This window comes from Pseudooceanicola lipolyticus (assembly GCF_002786325.1).
In the GTDB taxonomy this organism is placed as follows: Bacteria; Pseudomonadota; Alphaproteobacteria; order Rhodobacterales; family Rhodobacteraceae; genus Pseudooceanicola_C; species Pseudooceanicola_C lipolyticus.
The window spans coordinates 21,027-40,039 of the sequence record NZ_PGTB01000024.1 but is presented as its reverse complement, the minus strand read 5'-3'; the positions used below and the strand labels follow the sequence as shown (position 1 = coordinate 40,039).

The following is a 19,013-nucleotide window of genomic DNA, read 5'->3' as shown; positions in this document are numbered from 1 at the left end:
CCGCAGCCGCGCCGCCCGCTCGCGGATCGCCCGCCCGTCCACCTGCGGCATTCGCGCCGCCGGCGTGCCCGGGCGCCGGGAATAGGGAAAGACATGCAGCCAGGTCAGCCGGCACTCCTCGACCAGCCGCGCCGAATTCTCGAACATCGCCTCCGTCTCGGTCGGGAAGCCGGCGATGATATCGGCCCCGAAGGTCATCTCGGGCCGCAACCGCAGCGCCTCCTCGCAGAACCGGATCGCATCGTCCCGCAGGTGCCGCCGCTTCATCCGCTTCAGGATCAGGTCATCGCCATGCTGCAGGCTCAGATGCAAGTGCGGCATCAGCCGCGGCTCGGTCGCGATCGCCTGCATCAGATTCTCGTCCGCCTCGATCGAATCGATCGACGAGATCCGCAACCGCGGCAGATCCGGCACCAGCCGCAGGATCCGCATCACCAGGTCGCCCAGCCGCGGCTGCCCTGGCAGGTCCGCCCCCCAGGACGTCATGTCGACCCCGGTCAGCACCACCTCGTTGAACCCGTTGCCCACCAGCCGCCGGATCTGCTCCACCACCACCCCGGCCGGGACCGACCGCGAATTGCCGCGCCCATAGGGGATGATGCAGAAGGTACAGCGATGATCGCAGCCGTTCTGAACCTGGACATAGGCGCGCGACCGGGTGCCGAAGCCGTCGATCAGGTGGCCCGCCGTCTCGGTCACGCTCATGATGTCGTCGACCTGCACCGGCTCGGTGCCGAAATCCCCGGCCAGCCCGGCCCAGGTCGCCGGGGTCATCTTCTCGGTATTGCCGATCACCGCGTCGACCTCGGCCATGGCGGCAAAGCTCTCGGGCTCGGTCTGCGCCGCGCAGCCGGTCACGATCAGCCGCGCCTGCGGGTTCTCGCGGCGCAACCGGCGGATCTCCTGCCGTGCCTTGCGCACCGCCTCGGCGGTCACCGCGCAGGTATTCACGATCACCGCGTTCTCCAGCCCCGCGCCCGCCGCCAGCGTCTTCATCGCTTCGGTCTCGTAGGCGTTCAGCCGGCAGCCCAGCGTGGTAAAGCGCGGCGCGGTCATGCCACCGAATCCAGGAACCCCGGCGTCAGCACCCCCGAGAAGACATGCGCGGTGGGGCCGGTCATCCACACCCCGTCCTCACGCCAGTCCACCTGCAGCGTGCCGCCGTCCAGGACCACGGTCACCGCCCGCCCGGTCAGCCCGCGCCGCGCCGCAGCCACCGCCACCGCACAGGAAGACGAGCCCGAGGCCAGCGTCACCCCCACGCCGCGCTCCCACACCCGCATGCGGATGCGGTCCGGCCCGGTGATCTGCGCCACCTGCACATTGGTCCGCTGCGGGTAGAGCGGGTGGTGCTCATAGCGCGGCCCGAAGGCCTCCAGCGGCACCGCCTCGGCCTCTTCGACGAAGAAGGTGCAATGCGGATTGCCCATGCCGGTTGCCACCGGCCCGCCTTCGATCGGCAGTTCCAGCGTATCCGCCGCCTCGGCCAGCGGGATCTCGCGCCATTCGGTCTGCGGCTGGCCCATATTCACCGCGGTCAGCCCGCCGCCGGCATCCCGCGCCGCCAGCGTGCCTCGATCGGTGGTCAGCACCAGCTCGCTGCGGCCGGTTTCCTGCATCAGGTAACGCGCGATACAGCGGGTGGCATTGCCGCAGGCCGCCGAGGTCGAGCCATCGGCGTTGAAAAAGGTCAGATGCGCATCGCCCTGCCCCGGCGCGATCACCGCCAGCTGGTCAAAACCGACGCCGAAATGCCGGTCGGCCACCGCACGCGCCAGCTCCGGCGTCATCACCCGCCCGGACAAACGGGTATCGACCACGACAAAGTCGTTGCCCAGCCCGTGCATCTTCATAAAGGGCAGTCCGGTTTCCGCAGCATCCATCATGGCCGGCATATAGCGCCGCTGTTGCCGCGAATCCAGCCCATCCGCATCACAGCCGGATTTAGGGCTTGACCACCCCGATGCCGTTTTCTAGGTAGGCCGCCTGAGACGGTCCGGAGATTCTGTTTCCAGCCGGCTTGCGCGATTTAAGCGGTTGATCCTTGCGGAACAAATCGCTTAGAGAACGGATCAGGAAGGCACGCCTTCCACGACAGAAGTGGGCCGTTAGCTCAGTTGGTAGAGCAACTGACTTTTAATCAGTGGGTCGCAGGTTCGAATCCTGCACGGCTCACCACTGTTTCAGGGACTTAGAGGGTTTCTCGGAAAAGCCTAGGCTCGTTCTAGGCTCAAATGCACAGCAACCCTGTGAGAGTCATGTGTCTAGATGCCTTGGTGGGCCCGCATTCTTCAGATCGCCATGAAGGTGGCGGTCCCTCACAGTAGTGATGCCGAAACTAGGTCCGATGATGTCTGAGGTGCCCCTAGTGTCAGGACCCATTGATTTCCGGTGGGCTGCGTGATTCACCGCCCGAAAACGAGCGGTGAACATGTCTGACCTCTTCTGACTGACAGATGCGCAGAAGGCACGTCTTGAGCCCTATTTCCCGAAGTCCCACGGCAAACCCCGCGCCGATGATCGGCGTGTGTTGAGCGGGATTACCTTCATCAAGTGCAATGGCTTGCGGTGGCGCGATGCGCCTGGGGCCTATGGCCCGCACAAGATGCTCTACAACCGTTGGAAGCGGTGGAGCGACAAGGGCGTCTTCGCGCAGATAAAGGCCGGCCTGGCCGCCGAGCACGGTGAGAAAAAGACGGTCATGATTAACGCCGAACTCAGGCGCGTGCTGCTCGCGTTTCGACAACTCAGTTCTCCTTCTCGTCGAAGATCAGCAGACTGCAAGTCATAACTTATGTCAGTGTCCGAATTTCGGGGGGAAGCTCATTCCGTAGCAGCCCGGTCCGCCGCGCGATCTCCCGAATCGGCAAATGCTCTCGCTGCGCCATATGCCTGATGATATTCCGCAGTCCCATGTGGATCACTCCGTTGCCCCCGCGGCTCAATGCCTTGAAGGAAGGGTCACATAGGTCAGTTCCCAATGAAAATTACGCCGCAAACCGGATCAGTTCTCGGTGGAAGTCAAAATAATTATGCTCCAATTTGCCGGCGGTGCCGGACGCAGCGTTGGCGGGGCCGGGCGGCGCGGAACGCCGCGCTTGCCTGTCAGTAGTGGTAGGGGGACCGGGTCAGAAGCTCGTTGCCGTCCTTGCCGATGATCAGGATGTCCTCGACAAAGGCAGATCCTACCCCTTCGTCCGCGAGAAATGCCTCGACCCCGAAAACCATGTTCTCCTGAACCCGGTCGCCGGGCTCGGACATGACGGTCGAAATACGCGGCTGCTCGAACGACAGCCCGATGCCGTGCCCGAAGAAAGGAAAGTTCTTCATGATCGCGGACTCTGTGCCGCCGTAGGCCGCGGTCAGGCGGTCGCCCTCTGCGGCGACATCGGTCAGCAGAACGCCGGGGCGCATCATGTCAGACAGCTTGCGCACGATCCCGGCGGTGGCGTCGATCAGGCGCTTTTGGCGCGCGTTCGGCTGTCCACCGCAAACCGCCGTGCGGCCCGGGTCGAGGTAATAGCCCTGCTGAAACGCCGCATGGACCGTGCCCCGCACAAGATCGCCCGGCGCGGGCGCGTCCGCCGCAGAACCCGTGAGCGGAAAGCGATAGTCATAGTCCATCGTATCACCGTGATTGGTGCCGATGGCCTGAATGCGGCCGCCACGCGCCACCGTCACACGGGCGGCTTCGCCCGCCGCCTCGCGCTCGGTCCTGCCGGCGACCAGCGCTTTCATCAGGACGTCGGTCGCCTCGGTAGCGGCGGCCCCTGCGATACGATAGGTGTCCAGCTCGCGCGCGCTCTTGATCGCGCGGGCGCGGCGCACGAGGTCGTCCATGTCGACCCATTCGATGTCCGGTGTCGCCTCGCTCAACTGGCGCCAGAACTTGACCGGCGTGAACCAGCTCCCGCAGAAGGCGACGCGCCCGCTGATGCCGCGCTCTTTCAGGCGGCGGGCGATCGACAGGAACGGGTGGTTGTCGCAATACACTTCGTCGATGCTGACAAGGTCCTGGCGCGGCTCGGGCTCGTCGATGTGCAGCTCGGGGGCGTGACCCTTTTGCAGGATGATCCCGGAAAAGGCCCGGGCCGACCAGATGCGGGAGTCCATTCCTCCGCTGACCGAGTAGTGGTTGGAGAGGTAAAGAATGTCGCCGCAGTTATCCATTGTGCCGCCACCCCGGCCGACGACAACGGCGGCGTCAAAACCCGCGTCTGACATGATCCGTTCGACCCGTTGCCAGCGCGTTTCGTATTCGTCGATGGGAAAGTGGCGCAACATGGGGGCTCCTGGTCCTTCAAAATGAGAAAGGGACGGGCCATTGGCCCGCCCCGGATCCGGTTGCCTTTGGATCACTCGGCAAAGATGGTGCGGATAGGCTGTTTCGGCGCCGGGTTCACACCGATCAATTCGGTGGTCAAGGCTTCGTAGGTGCCGTCTGCGATCATCTCTGCGAGAGCCTCGTTCACGGCCTTGGCAAGGTTCGGCTTGCCCATCTTGATGGCAAAGCCCTTTTGGATGGAGCTGACAGGCTCTTCGACAAGGCGAAGCGGCAGGTTCGATTTCTGGATCGCGTAGGCGGCAGCAACCGCGTCGGTGATGATCGCATCGACCTGGCCGTTCGCCAGATCCTGCATCGCGTCGGACTCGGCCTTGTAGGCTTTCACTTCACCGCCCAGTTCTTCGGCGATCTTGGTCCAGTTCGAGGCGACGAGGCCACCGACCGGGCGGCCTTCGACCTCTGCCGGCGCGGTGATGTCGCTGTCGTTGCGCACTACGACACGGCCGCCGGACTCAAGCCAGCCGTCAGAGAACATGACTTTCTTCTGGCGCTCTTCGGTGATGTCCATGGCGACGGAAACGATGTCGTACTGTTCCGCTTCGAGACCGATCAGCACCGACTCCCACTTGACGATGACGGGTTTGTATTCCAGCCCGAGGCGCTTGGCGATTTCACCCATAACCCGGATTTCGAGGCCATCGAGCGACCCGTCGGGAGCGCGCATGGAGAACGGAGGGTAGGTGCCTTCGGTCGCGGCTGACAGAACGCCCGCTTCCAGCAGTTCGAGCGCGTCGTCAGCAGAGGCTGCGCCGAATGGCAGCAGCAGAGTGGCGGCGAGCGCCGCGATCGTGGTTTTGATTTTCATAATGTAGAACTCCCTGTTCTGGTCAGTGCTCGGGAAAGTGTGTCGCGTGGAGGTTGCGCCCGAGGGGTGGAGGCCCGACACCCGAAGGCGCCGTGACCTTTCAGTAAAGCCGCGCGTAGCGGCGTTCGAAAAATGCGGCTAGTTGCGTCAGGATCGTGGTCAGCAGCAGGTAGATGATCGCCACCGCAATGTAGAAATCGAAGGGTCGGAAGGTCGCCGAGATCAGCGTCTGCGCGTAAAGCGTCAGTTCCACCACCGTGATCGTCGAGAGCAGCGAGGTGTTCTTGAGCGTCGACAGTGCCTCGTTGGTGATCGACGGCAGGATGATGCGGAAAACCTGCGGAAGGATGATCGTACGCATGGTCTCGCGCTGGCTGAACCCGAGGGCCAAGGCCGACTCTGTCTGCCCGATGGGAATGGCCGACAGCCCGGAGCGGATGATCTCGGTCACGTAGGCGCCCGAGTTGATCGCAAGCGCCAGAACCCCGGCCGTGTAGGGGGTCAGGCGGATGCCAAGCTGGGGCATACCGAAGTAGACGATGAAGATTTGGATCAGAGCCGGGGTGCCTCTGATGAACCAGACATAAAAAGCCGCCGTCGCCCGCACGGCTTTCATGTCAGACCGCTGGCCAAGTGCTGCGGCGAGGCCAAAGCCCCAGCTGACCACGATAGTCAGGAGCGTCAGCCAAAGAACGGTCCATGCCGCCGAGAGGAAACCGGGGCCATAGACCTGAACGTCGTTCCAGAACTGTGTCATTGGATCAGCCCCTTGTCGGTGCCCGCAACGGTCAGGTCGTCGTGTAGAATGGAATGGAGGAATTGCCGCAGGCGCGGGCTCTCCGGGTCACGCAAGACCTTGTCGGGGGTGCCCTGTTCGCCGATCACGCCCTTGTCAAAGAACAGAACCCGAGACGACACGTCGCGCGCGAAGGACATTTCGTGCGTCACCAGCAACATGGTCATACCTTCACTGGCGAGCGAGGCCATGAGCAGCAGCACTTCGTGGACCAGTTCCGGGTCAAGGGCCGATGTCACCTCGTCAAAGAGCATGAGGCGGGGCTTCATCGCGAGCGCGCGCGCGATCGCGACACGCTGCTGCTGACCGCCCGAAAGGCGGAGCGGCGAGGAGTCGCGCTTGTCATAGAGGCCGATGCGGCTCAGCAGCGCCTCGGCCACCTCGGTCGCTTCGGCGCGCGATTGGCCGAGAACCCGCATGGGGGCGTGGATCACGTTCTGCAGAACGGTCTTGTGGGGCCAGAGGTTATAGCTCTGAAACACCATGCCAATGCGCGAGCGCAGGGCCTGAAGTTCGCGAGCGCCGGGGTAAAAGCGGCTGTTGGCGTCAAAGTCGAGGTGCTTGCCCTCGAAGTCCATGGTGCCTTTGTCGGCCGGCTCGATCGCGTTGATCGAGCGCAGGAATGTGCTTTTGCCAGAGCCGCTCGCGCCAATGATCGACACGACTTCACCGGGGGCCACATCGAGGTCGATGCCCTTGAGGACTTCGAGCTCGCCAAAGCTCTTTCGGATGCCGCGCAGCTTAAGCAGAGAGGGCGCGTCTTGCTGGGTCATTCATTTTCCTTGTTGATCCACCCTGCCGCCAAGGGGCGGTGATGGCGGTCCGGATGACCGGTTTCGTTATGCCGGCGGTATACTGAAATGAAAGTCAGTGAACAGTCTTTTGGTATACCGGCGGCGCACCGTGTGGAGATTTGCGTAAAACCTGCACAAGTTTTGGGCACTCGCCGCCCCGCGCGCTGCGCCCCGAAACGAACGCTTCGCTCCGGGGGCCCTTGGGGCATTCAGATCGCGGCGGCGCGCCGGGTGTCCACGTACAAGGCGCGAAGAACCTGCGTTAGAGGGCCGGGTTTCCCATCGGCGATTCGCGCCCCGTCAATCGAGGTGACCGGGATCACGAAGTTGGTGGCGGAGGTGATGAACGCCTCGCGCGCGGCCTGCGCTTCCTCCACGGTAAAGGCGCGCTCTTCCACGGTGATCCCATGAGCGGCCGCCAGCTCCAGCACCGACGCGCGGGTAATGCCCGGCAGCAGCGCATGCGACAGGTCGCGGGTGATCAACCTGTCGTCGGCGGAAACGATATGTGCGGTCGCCGAGCTTGCCTCGGTCACGACCCCGTCTTCCACCATCCAGGCGTCGTCGGCGCCTTTTGCCTTGGCCTCCATTTTGGCCATGGAAGGATAGAGGAGTTGGACCGTCTTGATGTCGCGCCGGCCCCAGCGCAGATCGGGAACCGTCACCACGGAAATGCCCGCCTCGGCCGCCGGGTTGCCGAGCACGTCCTTGGCCTGCGTGAACATGAACAGGGTCGACGGCGTGTCCATGGGCGGGAAGATGAAATCCCGGTCCGCGGCGCCGCGCGTGAGTTGGAGGTAGATCATGCCCTGCTCAAGACCGTTACGGGCCACGATCTCTCGGTGAAGGACCAGCAGCTCTGCCTCGTCGACCGGGAGGTTTAGGTCCAGTGCGCGGGCCGACCGTTGCAGGCGGGCGGCGTGACCTTCGTATTCGACGAGCTTGCCGTCCAGGACGCAGGTGACCTCATAAATCCCGTCAGACATGAGGAAACCTCTGTCAAAAGGTGAGATTTTTGCCTCCCCTTCAGGCATCCAGCTTCCGTTCAAATAGATTGTTCGCGACATTAAGTTTCCTTCAGGGATTGGTGAACGGCGCGATGGTCACACCGTTTTCTTCAAGTGCAACCCGCAGTCCGCGGGCAATTTCAACGGCGCCCGGGGTGTCACCGTGAATGCAAAGGGTGGCCGGTTCCACCGGTAGGCGCTTGCCGCCCGTGGTGGGGATGTGGCCGTTCAGGACCATTTCGAGCACCTGATCGAGGCTCTGTTCGGGGTCGTGAATCACCGCGCCCGGCTGGCTGCGCGGCGTCAGCTCTCCGGCGTCGGTATAGCTGCGGTCCGCGTAGATTTCGCAGGCCACCTGCAGCCCCGCTTTTTCGGCGGCGGCATGGGTCTCGGAGTAGGGTAGCGACACGTAGGTCAGGGATGGATCCACCGACTTGACGGCACGCACGCACAGCGCGGCAAGGTCAGGATCAACCGCCGCAATGTTGCCAAGCGCTCCGTGTGTTTTGACATATGTCATCCGGTGCCCTGCGACGGCGCATATGCCCTGCATCGCAACGATCTGGTAGATGAGCTGCGCCTCCAGATCTTCGGGGCGTTCGCCCGAGATGCGGCGGCGACCGAACCCGTAGAGATCCATGAAAGAGGGGTGCGCCCCAACCGACACTCCGGCCTGTTTGGCAAGGCGCACGGTCTTGCTCATAACCACCGGGTCGCCCGCGTGAAAGCCGCAGGCGATATTGGCGGAGCTGATCAGCTCCATCATCGCGGCGTCGTCGCCAATGGTGTAGGCGCCAAAGCTTTCGCCCATGTCGCAGTTCAGATCGAGTGTCCGTGTCATCTGTGGTCTCCGTTCGCGCGGTAAATGGCAGCGCCCAAATTTCGGACTAACCGCTCCTCGCAGCACGGGAGAGGCGGGCTAGCTCTTTTCTTTCGGGTACAACTGGTATACCCAAACGGCAAGAGCGCGCAGGTCAGCGACGCAAGAACTTCGATAGAAAGAACTATGACGGGACTAAAGGAACCACTTCGGGGTCAAAGCGGTGACAGATACCCCCTGTTTCTCCCATTGGGGGAACGGGCGGTTACCGTTTCCTTTGGTGACACTATCGATGAGGAAACCAACGAGGCGGTGATCCGCGTCGCTGATTCGCTGCGGGACCATCCCTTTGATGGATTTGAAGAGGCGGTGCCGACCTACCGGTCCCTGTTGATCCTATATGATCCGCTGGTGACGTCCGGAGATCGTGTCGAGCAAGTGGTCGCGGAACGGTTCGCGGCCGCCGAACAGGCCGCGCGTCCGGCGCGGCGCTGGCACATCCCGGTCTATTACGGGGGCGAGGCCGCGCTGGACCTCGAGAGCCTGTCGGCCGAAAAGGGCATGACGCAGCAAGAGCTGATCGCGCTTCACTCCAGCGCGGAATACCGTGTCTTCATGATCGGCTTTGCACCGGGTTTCGTTTATCTTGGCGGCCTGCCAGGGCAATTGCATGTGCCGCGCCTGCCCAAGCCACGTCAGCTTGTCCCGGCGGGCGCCATCGGTATCGGCGGCCAGCAGGCATCGGTCAACTCGGTGGCCGGCCCGTCGGGTTGGCGCTTTATCGGCAGTACGCCGGTGCGTCTTTTTGATCCGAAGCGAGCAAAGCCGTTTCTGTTTGCCGCAGGCGACCTGGTTCGCTTCGAGCCTGTGGCCGAGGCCGAGGCGTCAGAGCTTGCCGTGCGCGTGGCGCGCGGCGAAGCCGTGGTTCAGCCCGAGTTGGTGGCTTGATTCTGGAAGTGCTTTCCACAGGACCGATGACCTCGGTTCAGGACAAGGGGCGGCGCGGCTACCGCAGCTATGGCGTTTCGGCCGCCGGTCCGATGGACTGGCCGTCAATGGCGCTGGCCAACCGGCTTTGCGGCAATAGCACCGAAGCAGCCGCGCTCGAATTCGCGGCGATGGGCGGAACCTTTCGTGCCGAACGCACGATACGTTTCGCCGTGACTGGGGCTGATTGCGACATCCGTGTCGGTGAGGTGCCCGTACAGCCCGGCGAAAGCCACCAGCTCGACGCCGGTGAGACGCTGCGCATTGGCTCATTGCGTGGCGCGGTGTGGGGGTACTTTGCGGTCTCGGGCGGCATCGCAACGCCCGAGGTGCTGGGCTCACGCGCCACCCACCTGCGCTTCGGCCTTGGTGGCCACGAGGGGCGCGCGCTCCGAGCCGGAGACAAGCTGCCGCTGGGCGCGCCCGAAGGGCATGGCGCGCTGTTGCGCCCCGCGTCCCCGCCCGCCGCACACCGGCTGTCGGACCCGATCCGCATCGTTCTCGGGCCGCAGGACAGAAAATTCACTCCCGAGGTACTTGACCGGCTCTCGACTGAAGAATTCCTGATCACCGCACAGCGTGACCGCATGGCCTCGATCCTCGATGGTCCCGACCTTCCGGCGATCGATGGGCATGACATCATTTCCGATGGTGCGGTTCCCGGCGCAATCCAAGTGCCGGGATCGAGCAAGCCGATGGTTCTGATGGCCGAGTGCCAGACCACCGGCGGCTATCCCAAGATCGCAACCGTGATCTCCGCCGATCTGCCGCGCCTTGCCCAGATGCCAACCGGAACGCGCTTTCGGTTTCAGGTCGTCGACCGACCCACCGCCGAAGAGGCCGCGCGCCGGCAAGCCTCCGCCCTGGCCGCCCTGCTGGACAGTCTCGTCGGCAAATCGACCGGACATCTGACCTCCGAATATCTGCTGTCCTGTGATCTGGTCGGCGGCATCTATGACCCCGAGGCCATCCTGATGGGGAGAGCACCATGAGCACCGATGTCAGCCTTGTGAGCAAGGCGCACCACGAAATCCTGCGCATGATCCTCGAAGGCGAGCTGAAGCCGGGCGAGGTTCTGCAAGAAGCGGCGCTTGGAGAACGGCTTGCCATGTCGCGGACTCCGGTCCGCGAGGCGATGAAACGCATCCTGAGCGAGGGGCTGGCCGAGGTGCAGGGCCGTTTTACCCGTGTTCGGCGATGCAGCGAGGCCGAGGTCGACGAGATCTTTTTCATCCGTCTGAGCCTCGAACCGACCTGCGCCGCAGCGGCTATCGGCATTGCGCGCGATGAACTGGATGCGATGGAGGCGCGTGTCATGGCGCTGATGCGCGAGGGGCCCGGCGACGAGGGACGTGCGTGGGACACGGACAACGAGTTTCACCAGATGATCGCGCTGGCGGCCGGAAACCGGGCGACGGCAAAGGTCATCGCCAACCTACACCGGCGCACGGCCATCTTTGACCACACGCAGGTGCCAGCGCGGTTTCTCAAGGGATGTGCCGAGCATCTCGACATTCTCGACGCGCTAAGGGACCAGGATGGCCCGCGCGCGGAGAAGGCGATGCGCGCCCATCTGGAGGGTGCCCGCGACGCGATTTTTCGACGTCTTCAGACGCTGAATGCAGATAGGGCCGATGCCACATGAAATGCCTGATCGTACAACCCATTCACCACGACGGGCTGCGCCTGCTGCGTGAGGCCGGGATCGAACCGGTGATGGCTCCAGCGACAGACGGCGCAAGCCTTGCCGCGTCCGTGGCGGGCTGTGATGCGGTCATCATTCGCAATGCAGCCTTCAGCGCCGAGGCGTTCGCCGGGGCCGACCAGCTTCAGGTGGTCGTGGTGCATGGCACCGGGCACGATGCCGTCGATAAGGAAGCCGCCGCTGAAAAGGGCGTCCTCGTGGCCAACACGCCCGGCGCCAATGCGCGCTCGGTGGCTGAACTGGCGCTGGGCCTGACGCTGGCACTGGCGCGCGGCCTGACGGCGGCCGACCGCTGGGAACGTGCAGGGACAGCAGGCTTTCGCGAGAGCCGCAGCTTTTCCGAGCTGGAGGGCAAGACAGCCCTCATCGTTGGCTGGGGTGCGATCGGCAGCCGCTTTGGCCGGATGCTGGACGCGGCACTGGGAATGCGTGTTCTGGTCTATTCGCCGAATGCCACCGACACCGCGCCCTTCGAGCGGGTGACGGAACTCGAGAAGGGGCTGGCACAGGCCGATCTCGTTTCGCTCCATACCTCGATGCGCCCCGAAACTCGGCACCTGATGAACCGGGCACGGTTCGCGGTGACCAAGCCGGGCGCGTTGCTGGTTAACCTCGCGCGGGCGGGTGTCGTCGATGAAGAGGCGCTGGCAGAGGCGCTGGCGTCAGGGCGCCTTGCCGGCGCAGGGCTCGATGTCTATTCGCCCGACGCGCCGCAGGGGCCGCTGGCGCAATATGAAAATGTCATCTTCACCCCGCACCTTGGCGCCACCACCGAGGATGCGCTCAGCCGGGTCGCCTGCGCGGCTGCCGGGCACGTAATTACGGCGCTGCAAGGCGGGATGCCTGCCACCACGCTCAACCCAGACATCCGGAAGGCGACCGCATGAGCGAACCCACCCTGACCCCCGAGATGACGGACGAGATCCGCACCACGATCAATCGGGGCCTTGAGGCTGTGAATGCGCTGTCCGAGCCGGGGCCGGGCTGGACCCGCCCGTCTTACAGCCACCTTGAGTCCGAGGCGCATGCGCTGATCGAAGCCGAGGTTTTGGCTCTTGGTCTGACCGTTACGCGCGATGCCGCCGGCAACCTCTTTGCCCGCATGGCGGGGCGGAACCCCGAGGCCACTCCGCTTTTCATCGGTTCGCATCTCGACACCGTCAGCATGGGGGGGGCCTATGACGGGCCGGCCGGTGTGATCGGGGCACTGGCCATGATCCGCGCCTTGGTCAAAGGCGGGATCACGCCCTGCAGTGACATCGTTCTGACGGTCACCCGGGCCGAGGAAAGCGTGTGGTTTCCCGTTTCTTATATCGGCTCGCGCGCCTACCTTGGGCTGCTGACGCCCGCCGATTTCGAAGCACGGCGCGTGGACAGCGGCCGCACCTTGGCCGAGCACATGGCCGATCAGGGCTATTCCTCTGATGCGGTCCTGAACCAGACAGCGCCGCCGCCGGCGCGCTTTGTCGAGTTCCATATCGAGCAGGGCCCGATCCTCTTCACCGCTGGCGAGGCGTATGGGATCGTCGAGGCGGTGCGCGGCGGGCTGCGCTACCGTGCGGCGCAGGTGCATGGCACCTGGGCCCATTCCGGTGCCGCCCCGCGCGAGGGCCGCGCCGACGCCGTGGTCGCCCTGTCCGAACTGGTGGTGGCGATGAACCGCGTCTGGGACGACATGCTGGTGGCAGGCCACGACCTGACCGTGACTTTCGGCAAGCTCGACGCCGCAGGGCCCGCCCACGCGATGGCCAAGGTGGCCGGTCATGCAGGCTTCTGCATCGACCTGCGCTCCGATGACCAAGCAACGCTCGATGCGGCGGATGCGGCGTTCAAGGCCGAGATCGCACGGATCGAGGCGGCGACACCGGGCATCAAGTTCGACCTTGGTCTCCAGACGCGCTCGAAGCCCGAGCGCATGTCGCCCGAAATGGCGGGCTGGGTCACCGACGGCGCGGCACGGCGCGGCGACAGCCCGCGCCGGATGCTCTCGGGCGGCGGGCACGATGCAGCCGCCTTTGCCACCGCCGGGTGGGACAGCGTAATGGTCTTCATCCGCAACTGGGACGGCAGCCATTGCCCTGAAGAAGGTATGGACGAGGCCGACCTCGCCGTCGCGGTCGAGGCCGTGACGCTCGCCGTCATCTCGGAGGCAGCATGAGCGGAGAAACCCTCTCGCAGGCGGCCTACCGTCGTTTGAAGGACGACATCGTTCAGGGCCGGACCCCGGCCGAGTCGGTGCTTTCCGAACGAGGGCTTGCCGAAGACCTTGGCATCTCGCGCACCCCACTGCGCACGGCCCTGTCGCAACTTGAGAACGAGGGCGTGATCGACCGGCTGAAGAACGGGGTAATCCTCGTCCGATCCGTCACCGTCGAGCAACTGTTCGAAATCGTGAAGCTGCGACAGCAACTCGAAAGCGCCGCCGCCGCGCGCGCCGCGGGTTATCCGCCGACGCAAGAACTGGCTGGCCTGCGGGACGAAATGCAGGCCTTTGCAACCGGCACCCATACTGGGTTCGACGCCTTCTGGGCAGCCGACGAGCGGTTTCACATGGCAGTGGCCCGTGCCGCCCGACTCGAGATCCTGCCGGGCATCCTTGCCGAGCAGCGCGCCATCGCTCGTCGCTGCACGCTGACCCGCACCTACGACACCTTCACTGATCAGGCCCGCGAACATGTCGAGATCATCGACGCAATCGACCGGGGCGATGCCGAGGCTGCCCACGCCGCCATGTGGCAGCACTTCGAACACGTGCGCGACCGCTTTCTCCAGACCTTCTCAGGCGCAAAATAATGACTGACACCCTCGACCTCGCGCCAACCATCGCGGTTCCGAGCGAAACCGTTTTCCCGCCCGAAGAGTACGACCGCCGTATCACGGCCATTCAGGCCCGCCTGCGCGCAGAAGGGGCCGAGGCCCTGTTGCTGACCGGTCCCGAGAATATCTTCTGGGCGACGGGTCGCCAGACGGCGGGCTACTTTGCCTTTCAGGCGCTTGTGGTGCAGGAAAGCGGCGCGCCGCGCCTTCTTGTGCGCCAGTTGGAAGAGACCGGCGCGCGGGCCGCAACCTACCTGTCGCAGATTGAGACATGGCAGGATGGCACTGATCCGGTGGCCCGCCTTGCCGAGATGGTGGGCGCCATGGGCCTTCAGCAACTGGCCGTCGAGCGCAGCGGCTGGTTCGTCAGCCCCGATACCTTTGCCCGGATGGACGCCACGCTGCCCGTCACCCTGACCGACGGATCGGGCTGGGTCGAGGCGCTGCGGGTGGTGAAATCCCCGCTTGAACTCGATGCGATCCGCCGCGCGGCAGCCTATACGCAGGCCGGGCTCGTCGCCGCGATCGAGGCCTGCGAGGTCGGGGTGTCCGAGAACACGGTCGCTGCGGCGATGATCGCCGCCGCCACCTCTGCCGGGTCCGAGTCGATGGCGATGGAGCCGCTTGTCAGTTCCGGTCCGCGCTCGGGCGTCCCGCACGCCACGTGGCGGCGGCGCATGATGGAATACGGCGATGCTGTGTTTCTTGAGCTTGCGGCCAGTCACGACCGCTATCACGCGGCCCTGATGCGGTCGGTCTGGATCGGGTCTCCCCCGGCGGAGGCACAGCGCATGATGGACACGGCCGAGCGGGCACTGGATGCCGCGCTGGCCGCGATGCGGCCGGGCGTCCCTTGCGCCGCCGCACACGAGGCGGCACAGCACGTGATAGACGCCGCAGGCTACACCGCCGCCTTCCGCAAGCGGATCGGCTACTCGATGGGCGTCGCCTTTGCGCCGGACTGGGGCGAAGGCGCGCTGCTGTCCCTCTTCACCGGCGTCGATCGCCCCTTTGAACCCGGTATGGTGTTTCACCTGCCTGCAACGCTGCGCAGCTACGGCGCCTTTACGGTCGGAGCCTCCGAAACCGTGATCCTAACCGAGAGCGGTGCGGAACCGCTTTCGAACCTGCCGCGCAGCCTGACCGTAAAATAACGCATACTTCGGAGAACATGATGCAATCCCTCTTTCATCTCGCCATCCATATCACTGACCTCGACGAGGCCCGTGCCTTTTACGGCGGGGTTCTGGGCTGCAAGGAAGGGCGCAGCACCGAGACATGGGTCGATTTCGACTTTTTCGGCCATCAGCTCTCTCTGCACCTTGGCGAACCGTTCATGACCACGCGCACCGGCAAGGTCGGCGATCACATGGTGATGATGCCCCACATAGGCGCCGTGCTGCCGCTCGACGACTGGAAGGCGCTGGCCGAGCGTCTTGAACAGGCCGGTATCGCCTTTGACATCCCGCCCGTTGTCCGCTTCGAGGGCGGATCGGGAGAGCAGCGCACCATGTTCTTCTTCGACCCCTCGGGCAACCCGATAGAGATCAAGGGCTTTCGCGATTTCGCCTCTGTCTATGCGAGCTGAGTCCAAACCATGACCAAACTCACGCTGGAGGCCCGGATGGGTGGCGCATGGCGCATGAAAGCGGGTCAGACCGTCCGCGTCATTAACCCTTATGGCACACAGGCCGTCGATGCCTGGGCGCTGGCCGATGATGGCGCCGAAACCGGCCACGGCACCTGTGACTACAGCTCGATGGAGCACACACGCTCGGTCAATTCGTCGATCTATCTGGACACCGGCCTCGCGGTCATGGGGATGGACCGTCGTCCGCTCTTCACCATGATCGAAGACAGCTCGCCCGGTCATCACGATACCCAGCTCTGCCCCTGCAATGGTCCGCTCTATGCTGACCTCGACCAGCCGCCAGAGCACCGGAGCTGCGCCGGCAATTTCCACGACGCTCTGTCACAGATCGGCCTGTCGATGCCTTTCACCCCGGCCTCGCTGAACCTGTTCATGCGCGTCGGCGTCAGCCCCGAGGGCGAAATCCTGCGCGAACTGCCCGTCGCCAGCCCGGGAGACCACGTCACCCTGCGCGCGGATCGTGACATCATCCTGGTGCTCTCGGCCTGTCCGCAGGATGTCACGCCGATCAACGGCCCCGATTGTGTCCCGCGCGAGATCGAACTCGAATTCTCCGAGGTTCAGCCATGAGCGAAACGCCCCCGGCGCCGAAAGACAGCCTTGCCGTGCCTCGCTTTGTGGGCATGCCCAGCTTTATGCGGCTTCCCGTGCGCGACACCGCCGAGGGGCTGGATGCCGCGATCCTCGGGTTGCCCTCCGATTCCGGAGCGCCGTTTCGCACCGGTGCGCGCATGGGCCCGAACGCCATCCGTCAGGCGTCGATCATGCTGCGCCCCTTTAATCCCTATCGCGGCAACATCGACGTATTCCAGGCGCTTCAGATCGCTGACATCGGCGATGCGCCGGTGGTGCCGGGATACGAGATGGAAACTCTGGAATGGCTCGAACAGGCCGTGGCGCGCGTCGTCGAGGCAGGTGCGGTGCCCTGTTGCCTTGGCGGCGACCATTCGGTGACGCTGGCCGAGCTCCGCGCCGTGGCACGGCGGCACGGGCCGCTGGCGCTGGTCCATTTCGACAGTCACACCGACACCTGGGACACCTATTTCGCTGAGAAGCGGTATTCGGCCGGCACGCCCTTCTTGCGGGCTGTGGAAGAGGGGATCGTCGATCCGCATAAGTCGATCCAGCTTGGCATGCGCGGTTCGCTCTTTCGCAGCGGCGACATCACCCAGTCGCTGGACCTCGGCTATGACGTCGTGACCACGGACGCCATCTTCGAGATGGGGATCGACGCCGTGGCAGAGCGCATCGCCGCCCGTACCGCCGGTGCACCGGTATTCGTGACCTTCGACATGGATTTCGTCGACCCCTCGGCGGCCCCCGCCGTCGAAACGCCCGAAGCCGGCGGTCCCACCGCCCGCGAAACCCTCGCCATCCTGCGCCAAATCCGCGGCCTCGACATCAAGGGCTGCGACGTTGTCGAAATCACGCCAACCTACGACGGCCCCGGTCAGATTACCTCGCTGCTCGGAGCAACCGTGATGGCCGAGCTGCTCGCCATGATCGCCGAAACTCGCCAGCGCTAACCCCCGGCACCTGCCATCACAGCCTTAAAGTGCGGCCTGGCACCCGCTCTCATCGGCGACGGGCTGTGAAGCCTAAGCTTAGTTTGAGACGATGTCTGCTAAGGTCAGAACTCATGGCCAATAGATGACGGTTGCAGCGACAGGGCCGATATTTTACGCCTGCTCCGAAATCTGGCCGAGGCGGCACCCACGGGCGCGGCGCTCATCGATATATATGCCACGGTGATCCAAGCCGGGCATACCCGCCTGTCCTTCGCTGATGACGGCAGCATCCAGCTGCGGGGAACACCGTACGTAACGACCCGGAAGGCAGGATCGCGATGGTCGGCTCAGCGATGGCAATGACGGGCCAGGCGGCACGCCCGGCCCGGAGGGTCAAAAATGTCGATCACAGGGCACCAGCCCGCCGCTCGCCGCAGGCCGGGATGCGGCGCGGCAAGCGGTTTCGCAACGCCCCGCGCTACATCCGGTCAGAGACGTTCGATCGCCAGCGCGATGCCCTGGCCGCCGCCGATGCACATGGTGATCAGCGCCTTGGACCCACCGATGCGTTCCAGCTCGTACAGGGCCTTGACGGTGATGATCGCGCCGGTGGCGCCTACCGGGTGGCCCAGCGCGATGGCGCCGCCATTGGGGTTCACCCGGTCGGTGTTCAGGCCCAGTTCGCGGTTCACCGCGATGGCCTGCGCGGCAAAGGCCTCGTTCGATTCGATCACGTCGAAATCAGCCACGCTCAGCCCGGTGCGCTCCATCAGGTTGCGCACTGCCGGGATCGGGCCCACGCCCATCACCTCGGGCCGCACCCCGGCATGGGCATAGCCCAGCACGCGCGCGCGTGGTTTCAGCCCGGCCTTTTCCGCCGCCGTGGCGCTGGCCAGCACCAGCGCCGCCGCGCCGTCATTGATGCCGCTGGCATTGCCGGCGGTGACCGATCCGTCTTTCTTGAAGGCGGGGCGTAGACCGGCCAGCGCCTCGGCACTGGTCGATTTCGGGTGCTCGTCCAGCTTGAACGGCACCTTTTCGCGTTTGACCATCACCTCGACCGGCGCGATCTCGCGGTCGAAATGGCCTGCCTTGATCGCCTCGGCCGCCCGCTGCTGCGACACCAGCGCAAAGGCGTCCTGATCCTCGCGGGTGATCTGGTGCTCGGTCGCCACGTTTTCGGCGGTCACCCCCATATGGCCGGTGCCGAAGGGGCAGTTCAGCGCGCCCAGCATCATGTCGAGCGACTTGATGTCGCCCATCTTCTGGCCCCAGCGGGCCGCCGGCACGATATAGGGGCTGCGCGACATGCTTTCGGCGCCGCCGGCCAGGGCAAATTCGGCATCGCCCAGCATCAGCGCCTGCACGGCGGAGACGATGGCCTGCGCCCCCGAGCCACACAGCCGGTTGACGTTCATCGCCGGGCTGCTTTCCGGCACGCCCGCCTGCATCGCGGCGACGCGGCTGAGATACATGTCGCGCGGTTCGGTGTTGATCACATGGCCGAACACCACATGCCCGATCTGCCCGCCCTCGACACCGGACCGCTCCAACGCTGCCTCGGTCGCGACTGTGGCCAGGTCGATGGGCGCGGTGCTGGCCAGCGCCCCGCCGAAGGTCCCGATGGCCGTCCGCGCGCCGTCCAGAATTACTACATCCGTCATCTGTGATCTCCCCCTTTTAAAAGCTGTTCATCACTTTGCACCCGCAGCAAGGCAAGTCCAGCCCGGCCCGCAAAAGCTCGCCGTTTCGACGCGGCGTCAGTGGGCGCCCGCTGA

19 protein-coding genes, 1 tRNA gene and 1 pseudogene are annotated in these 19,013 nt (G+C 64.7%); 12 read left to right on the top strand and 9 right to left on the bottom strand.

The genetic code is table 11. The annotated features are described in order from the left end of the window. Window positions 1–1,056: tRNA (N(6)-L-threonylcarbamoyladenosine(37)-C(2))-methylthiotransferase MtaB (gene mtaB, locus CVM52_RS09205; RefSeq protein ID WP_100162211.1), on the bottom strand; the 1,056-nt coding region annotated here is incomplete at its 3' end. Next, window positions 1,053–1,895: a diaminopimelate epimerase gene (dapF, locus tag CVM52_RS09200; RefSeq protein WP_100162210.1), complete on the bottom strand. Its 843-nt coding sequence runs from the start codon at window positions 1,893–1,895 to the stop codon at window positions 1,053–1,055. The genes dapF and mtaB, both read right to left, overlap by 4 nt. 207 nt (window positions 1,896–2,102) lie before the next feature. On the opposite strand from dapF, the gene CVM52_RS09195 reads away from it, so the two are divergent. Together CVM52_RS09195 and CVM52_RS09190 are read left to right on the top strand one after the other, a co-directional pair. Next, window positions 2,103–2,178 (top strand) — tRNA-Lys (locus CVM52_RS09195). Between the two features lie 271 nt (window positions 2,179–2,449). Further along, window positions 2,450–2,713, top strand: a pseudogene (locus tag CVM52_RS09190) (transposase); the annotation flags it as partial. Between the two features lie 392 nt (window positions 2,714–3,105). Here the strand turns inward: CVM52_RS09190 and CVM52_RS09185 are convergent. The 6 genes from CVM52_RS09185 to CVM52_RS09160 all read right to left on the bottom strand — a co-directional run bounded on the left by CVM52_RS09185 (window position 3,106) and on the right by CVM52_RS09160 (window position 8,588). Next, entirely contained in the window at window positions 3,106–4,284 is a 1,179-nt protein-coding gene (locus CVM52_RS09185; RefSeq protein ID WP_100162209.1) for a M24 family metallopeptidase, read from the bottom strand. A gap of 71 nt (window positions 4,285–4,355) precedes the next feature. Next, entirely contained in the window at window positions 4,356–5,150 is a 795-nt protein-coding gene (locus CVM52_RS09180; RefSeq protein ID WP_100162208.1) for a transporter substrate-binding domain-containing protein, read from the bottom strand. A gap of 100 nt (window positions 5,151–5,250) precedes the next feature. Next, window positions 5,251–5,907, bottom strand: a complete 657-nt coding sequence (locus CVM52_RS09175) for an amino acid ABC transporter permease (protein ID WP_100162207.1) — start codon at window positions 5,905–5,907, stop codon at window positions 5,251–5,253. After that, window positions 5,904–6,719: an amino acid ABC transporter ATP-binding protein gene (locus CVM52_RS09170; protein ID WP_100162206.1), complete on the bottom strand. Its 816-nt coding sequence runs from the start codon at window positions 6,717–6,719 to the stop codon at window positions 5,904–5,906. Before CVM52_RS09170 ends, CVM52_RS09175 begins: the two co-directional genes overlap by 4 nt. 230 nt (window positions 6,720–6,949) lie before the next feature. After that, entirely contained in the window at window positions 6,950–7,807 is an 858-nt protein-coding gene (locus CVM52_RS09165) for a D-amino-acid transaminase (protein WP_100162205.1), read from the bottom strand. A gap of 10 nt (window positions 7,808–7,817) precedes the next feature. After that, entirely contained in the window at window positions 7,818–8,588 is a 771-nt protein-coding gene (locus tag CVM52_RS09160) for a LamB/YcsF family protein (RefSeq protein WP_100162204.1), read from the bottom strand. A gap of 165 nt (window positions 8,589–8,753) precedes the next feature. Here CVM52_RS09160 and pxpB point away from each other — a divergent pair, with 165 nt between their 5' ends. The 10 genes from pxpB to CVM52_RS09110 are packed head-to-tail and all read left to right on the top strand — an operon-like array spanning window position 8,754 to window position 17,253. Further along, a complete protein-coding gene (gene pxpB / locus CVM52_RS09155) occupies window positions 8,754–9,515 on the top strand; it encodes a 5-oxoprolinase subunit PxpB (RefSeq protein WP_100162203.1) in 762 nt (253 codons plus the stop codon). Window positions 9,516–9,523: 8 nt separating this feature from the next. Next, the gene (locus CVM52_RS09150; protein ID WP_276308632.1) at window positions 9,524–10,546 is read left to right on the top strand and encodes a 5-oxoprolinase subunit C family protein; all 1,023 of its coding nucleotides are present in this window, start codon (window positions 9,524–9,526) and stop codon (window positions 10,544–10,546) included. Further along, window positions 10,543–11,199, top strand: coding sequence for a GntR family transcriptional regulator (locus CVM52_RS09145; protein WP_100162201.1), 657 nt, complete (start codon window positions 10,543–10,545; stop codon window positions 11,197–11,199). Before CVM52_RS09150 ends, CVM52_RS09145 begins: the two co-directional genes overlap by 4 nt. Beyond that, complete coding sequence (locus tag CVM52_RS09140; protein ID WP_100162200.1) at window positions 11,196–12,146, top strand: NAD(P)-dependent oxidoreductase; 951 nt, start codon at window positions 11,196–11,198, stop codon at window positions 12,144–12,146. The genes CVM52_RS09145 and CVM52_RS09140 overlap by 4 nt, the downstream gene beginning before the upstream one ends. Beyond that, window positions 12,143–13,417 (top strand): Zn-dependent hydrolase, encoded by a 1,275-nt coding sequence (locus tag CVM52_RS09135; protein ID WP_205964916.1) that lies wholly within the window; start codon window positions 12,143–12,145, stop codon window positions 13,415–13,417. Before CVM52_RS09140 ends, CVM52_RS09135 begins: the two co-directional genes overlap by 4 nt. Further along, a complete protein-coding gene (locus tag CVM52_RS09130; protein ID WP_100162199.1) occupies window positions 13,414–14,052 on the top strand; it encodes a GntR family transcriptional regulator in 639 nt (212 codons plus the stop codon). Before CVM52_RS09135 ends, CVM52_RS09130 begins: the two co-directional genes overlap by 4 nt. Continuing rightward, window positions 14,052–15,230 carry a M24 family metallopeptidase gene (locus tag CVM52_RS09125; RefSeq protein ID WP_100162198.1) on the top strand — a complete coding sequence of 393 codons (1,179 nt, stop codon included), beginning with the start codon at window positions 14,052–14,054 and terminating at the stop codon, window positions 15,228–15,230. The genes CVM52_RS09130 and CVM52_RS09125 overlap by 1 nt, the downstream gene beginning before the upstream one ends. Before the next feature lie 20 nt (window positions 15,231–15,250). Continuing rightward, window positions 15,251–15,664 (top strand): VOC family protein, encoded by a 414-nt coding sequence (locus tag CVM52_RS09120; protein WP_100162217.1) that lies wholly within the window; start codon window positions 15,251–15,253, stop codon window positions 15,662–15,664. Window positions 15,665–15,673: 9 nt separating this feature from the next. Beyond that, window positions 15,674–16,297 (top strand): DUF1989 domain-containing protein, encoded by a 624-nt coding sequence (locus tag CVM52_RS09115; RefSeq protein ID WP_100162197.1) that lies wholly within the window; start codon window positions 15,674–15,676, stop codon window positions 16,295–16,297. Continuing rightward, on the top strand, window positions 16,294–17,253 hold the full coding sequence (locus CVM52_RS09110) for an agmatinase (RefSeq protein ID WP_100162196.1): 960 nt from the start codon (window positions 16,294–16,296) through the stop codon (window positions 17,251–17,253). Before CVM52_RS09115 ends, CVM52_RS09110 begins: the two co-directional genes overlap by 4 nt. A 470-nt stretch (window positions 17,254–17,723) precedes the next feature. On the opposite strand, the gene CVM52_RS09105 is transcribed toward CVM52_RS09110, so the two are convergent. Further along, on the bottom strand, window positions 17,724–18,899 hold the full coding sequence (locus CVM52_RS09105) for an acetyl-CoA C-acyltransferase family protein (protein ID WP_100162195.1): 1,176 nt from the start codon (window positions 18,897–18,899) through the stop codon (window positions 17,724–17,726). Window positions 18,900–19,013: the final 114 nt, after the last annotated feature.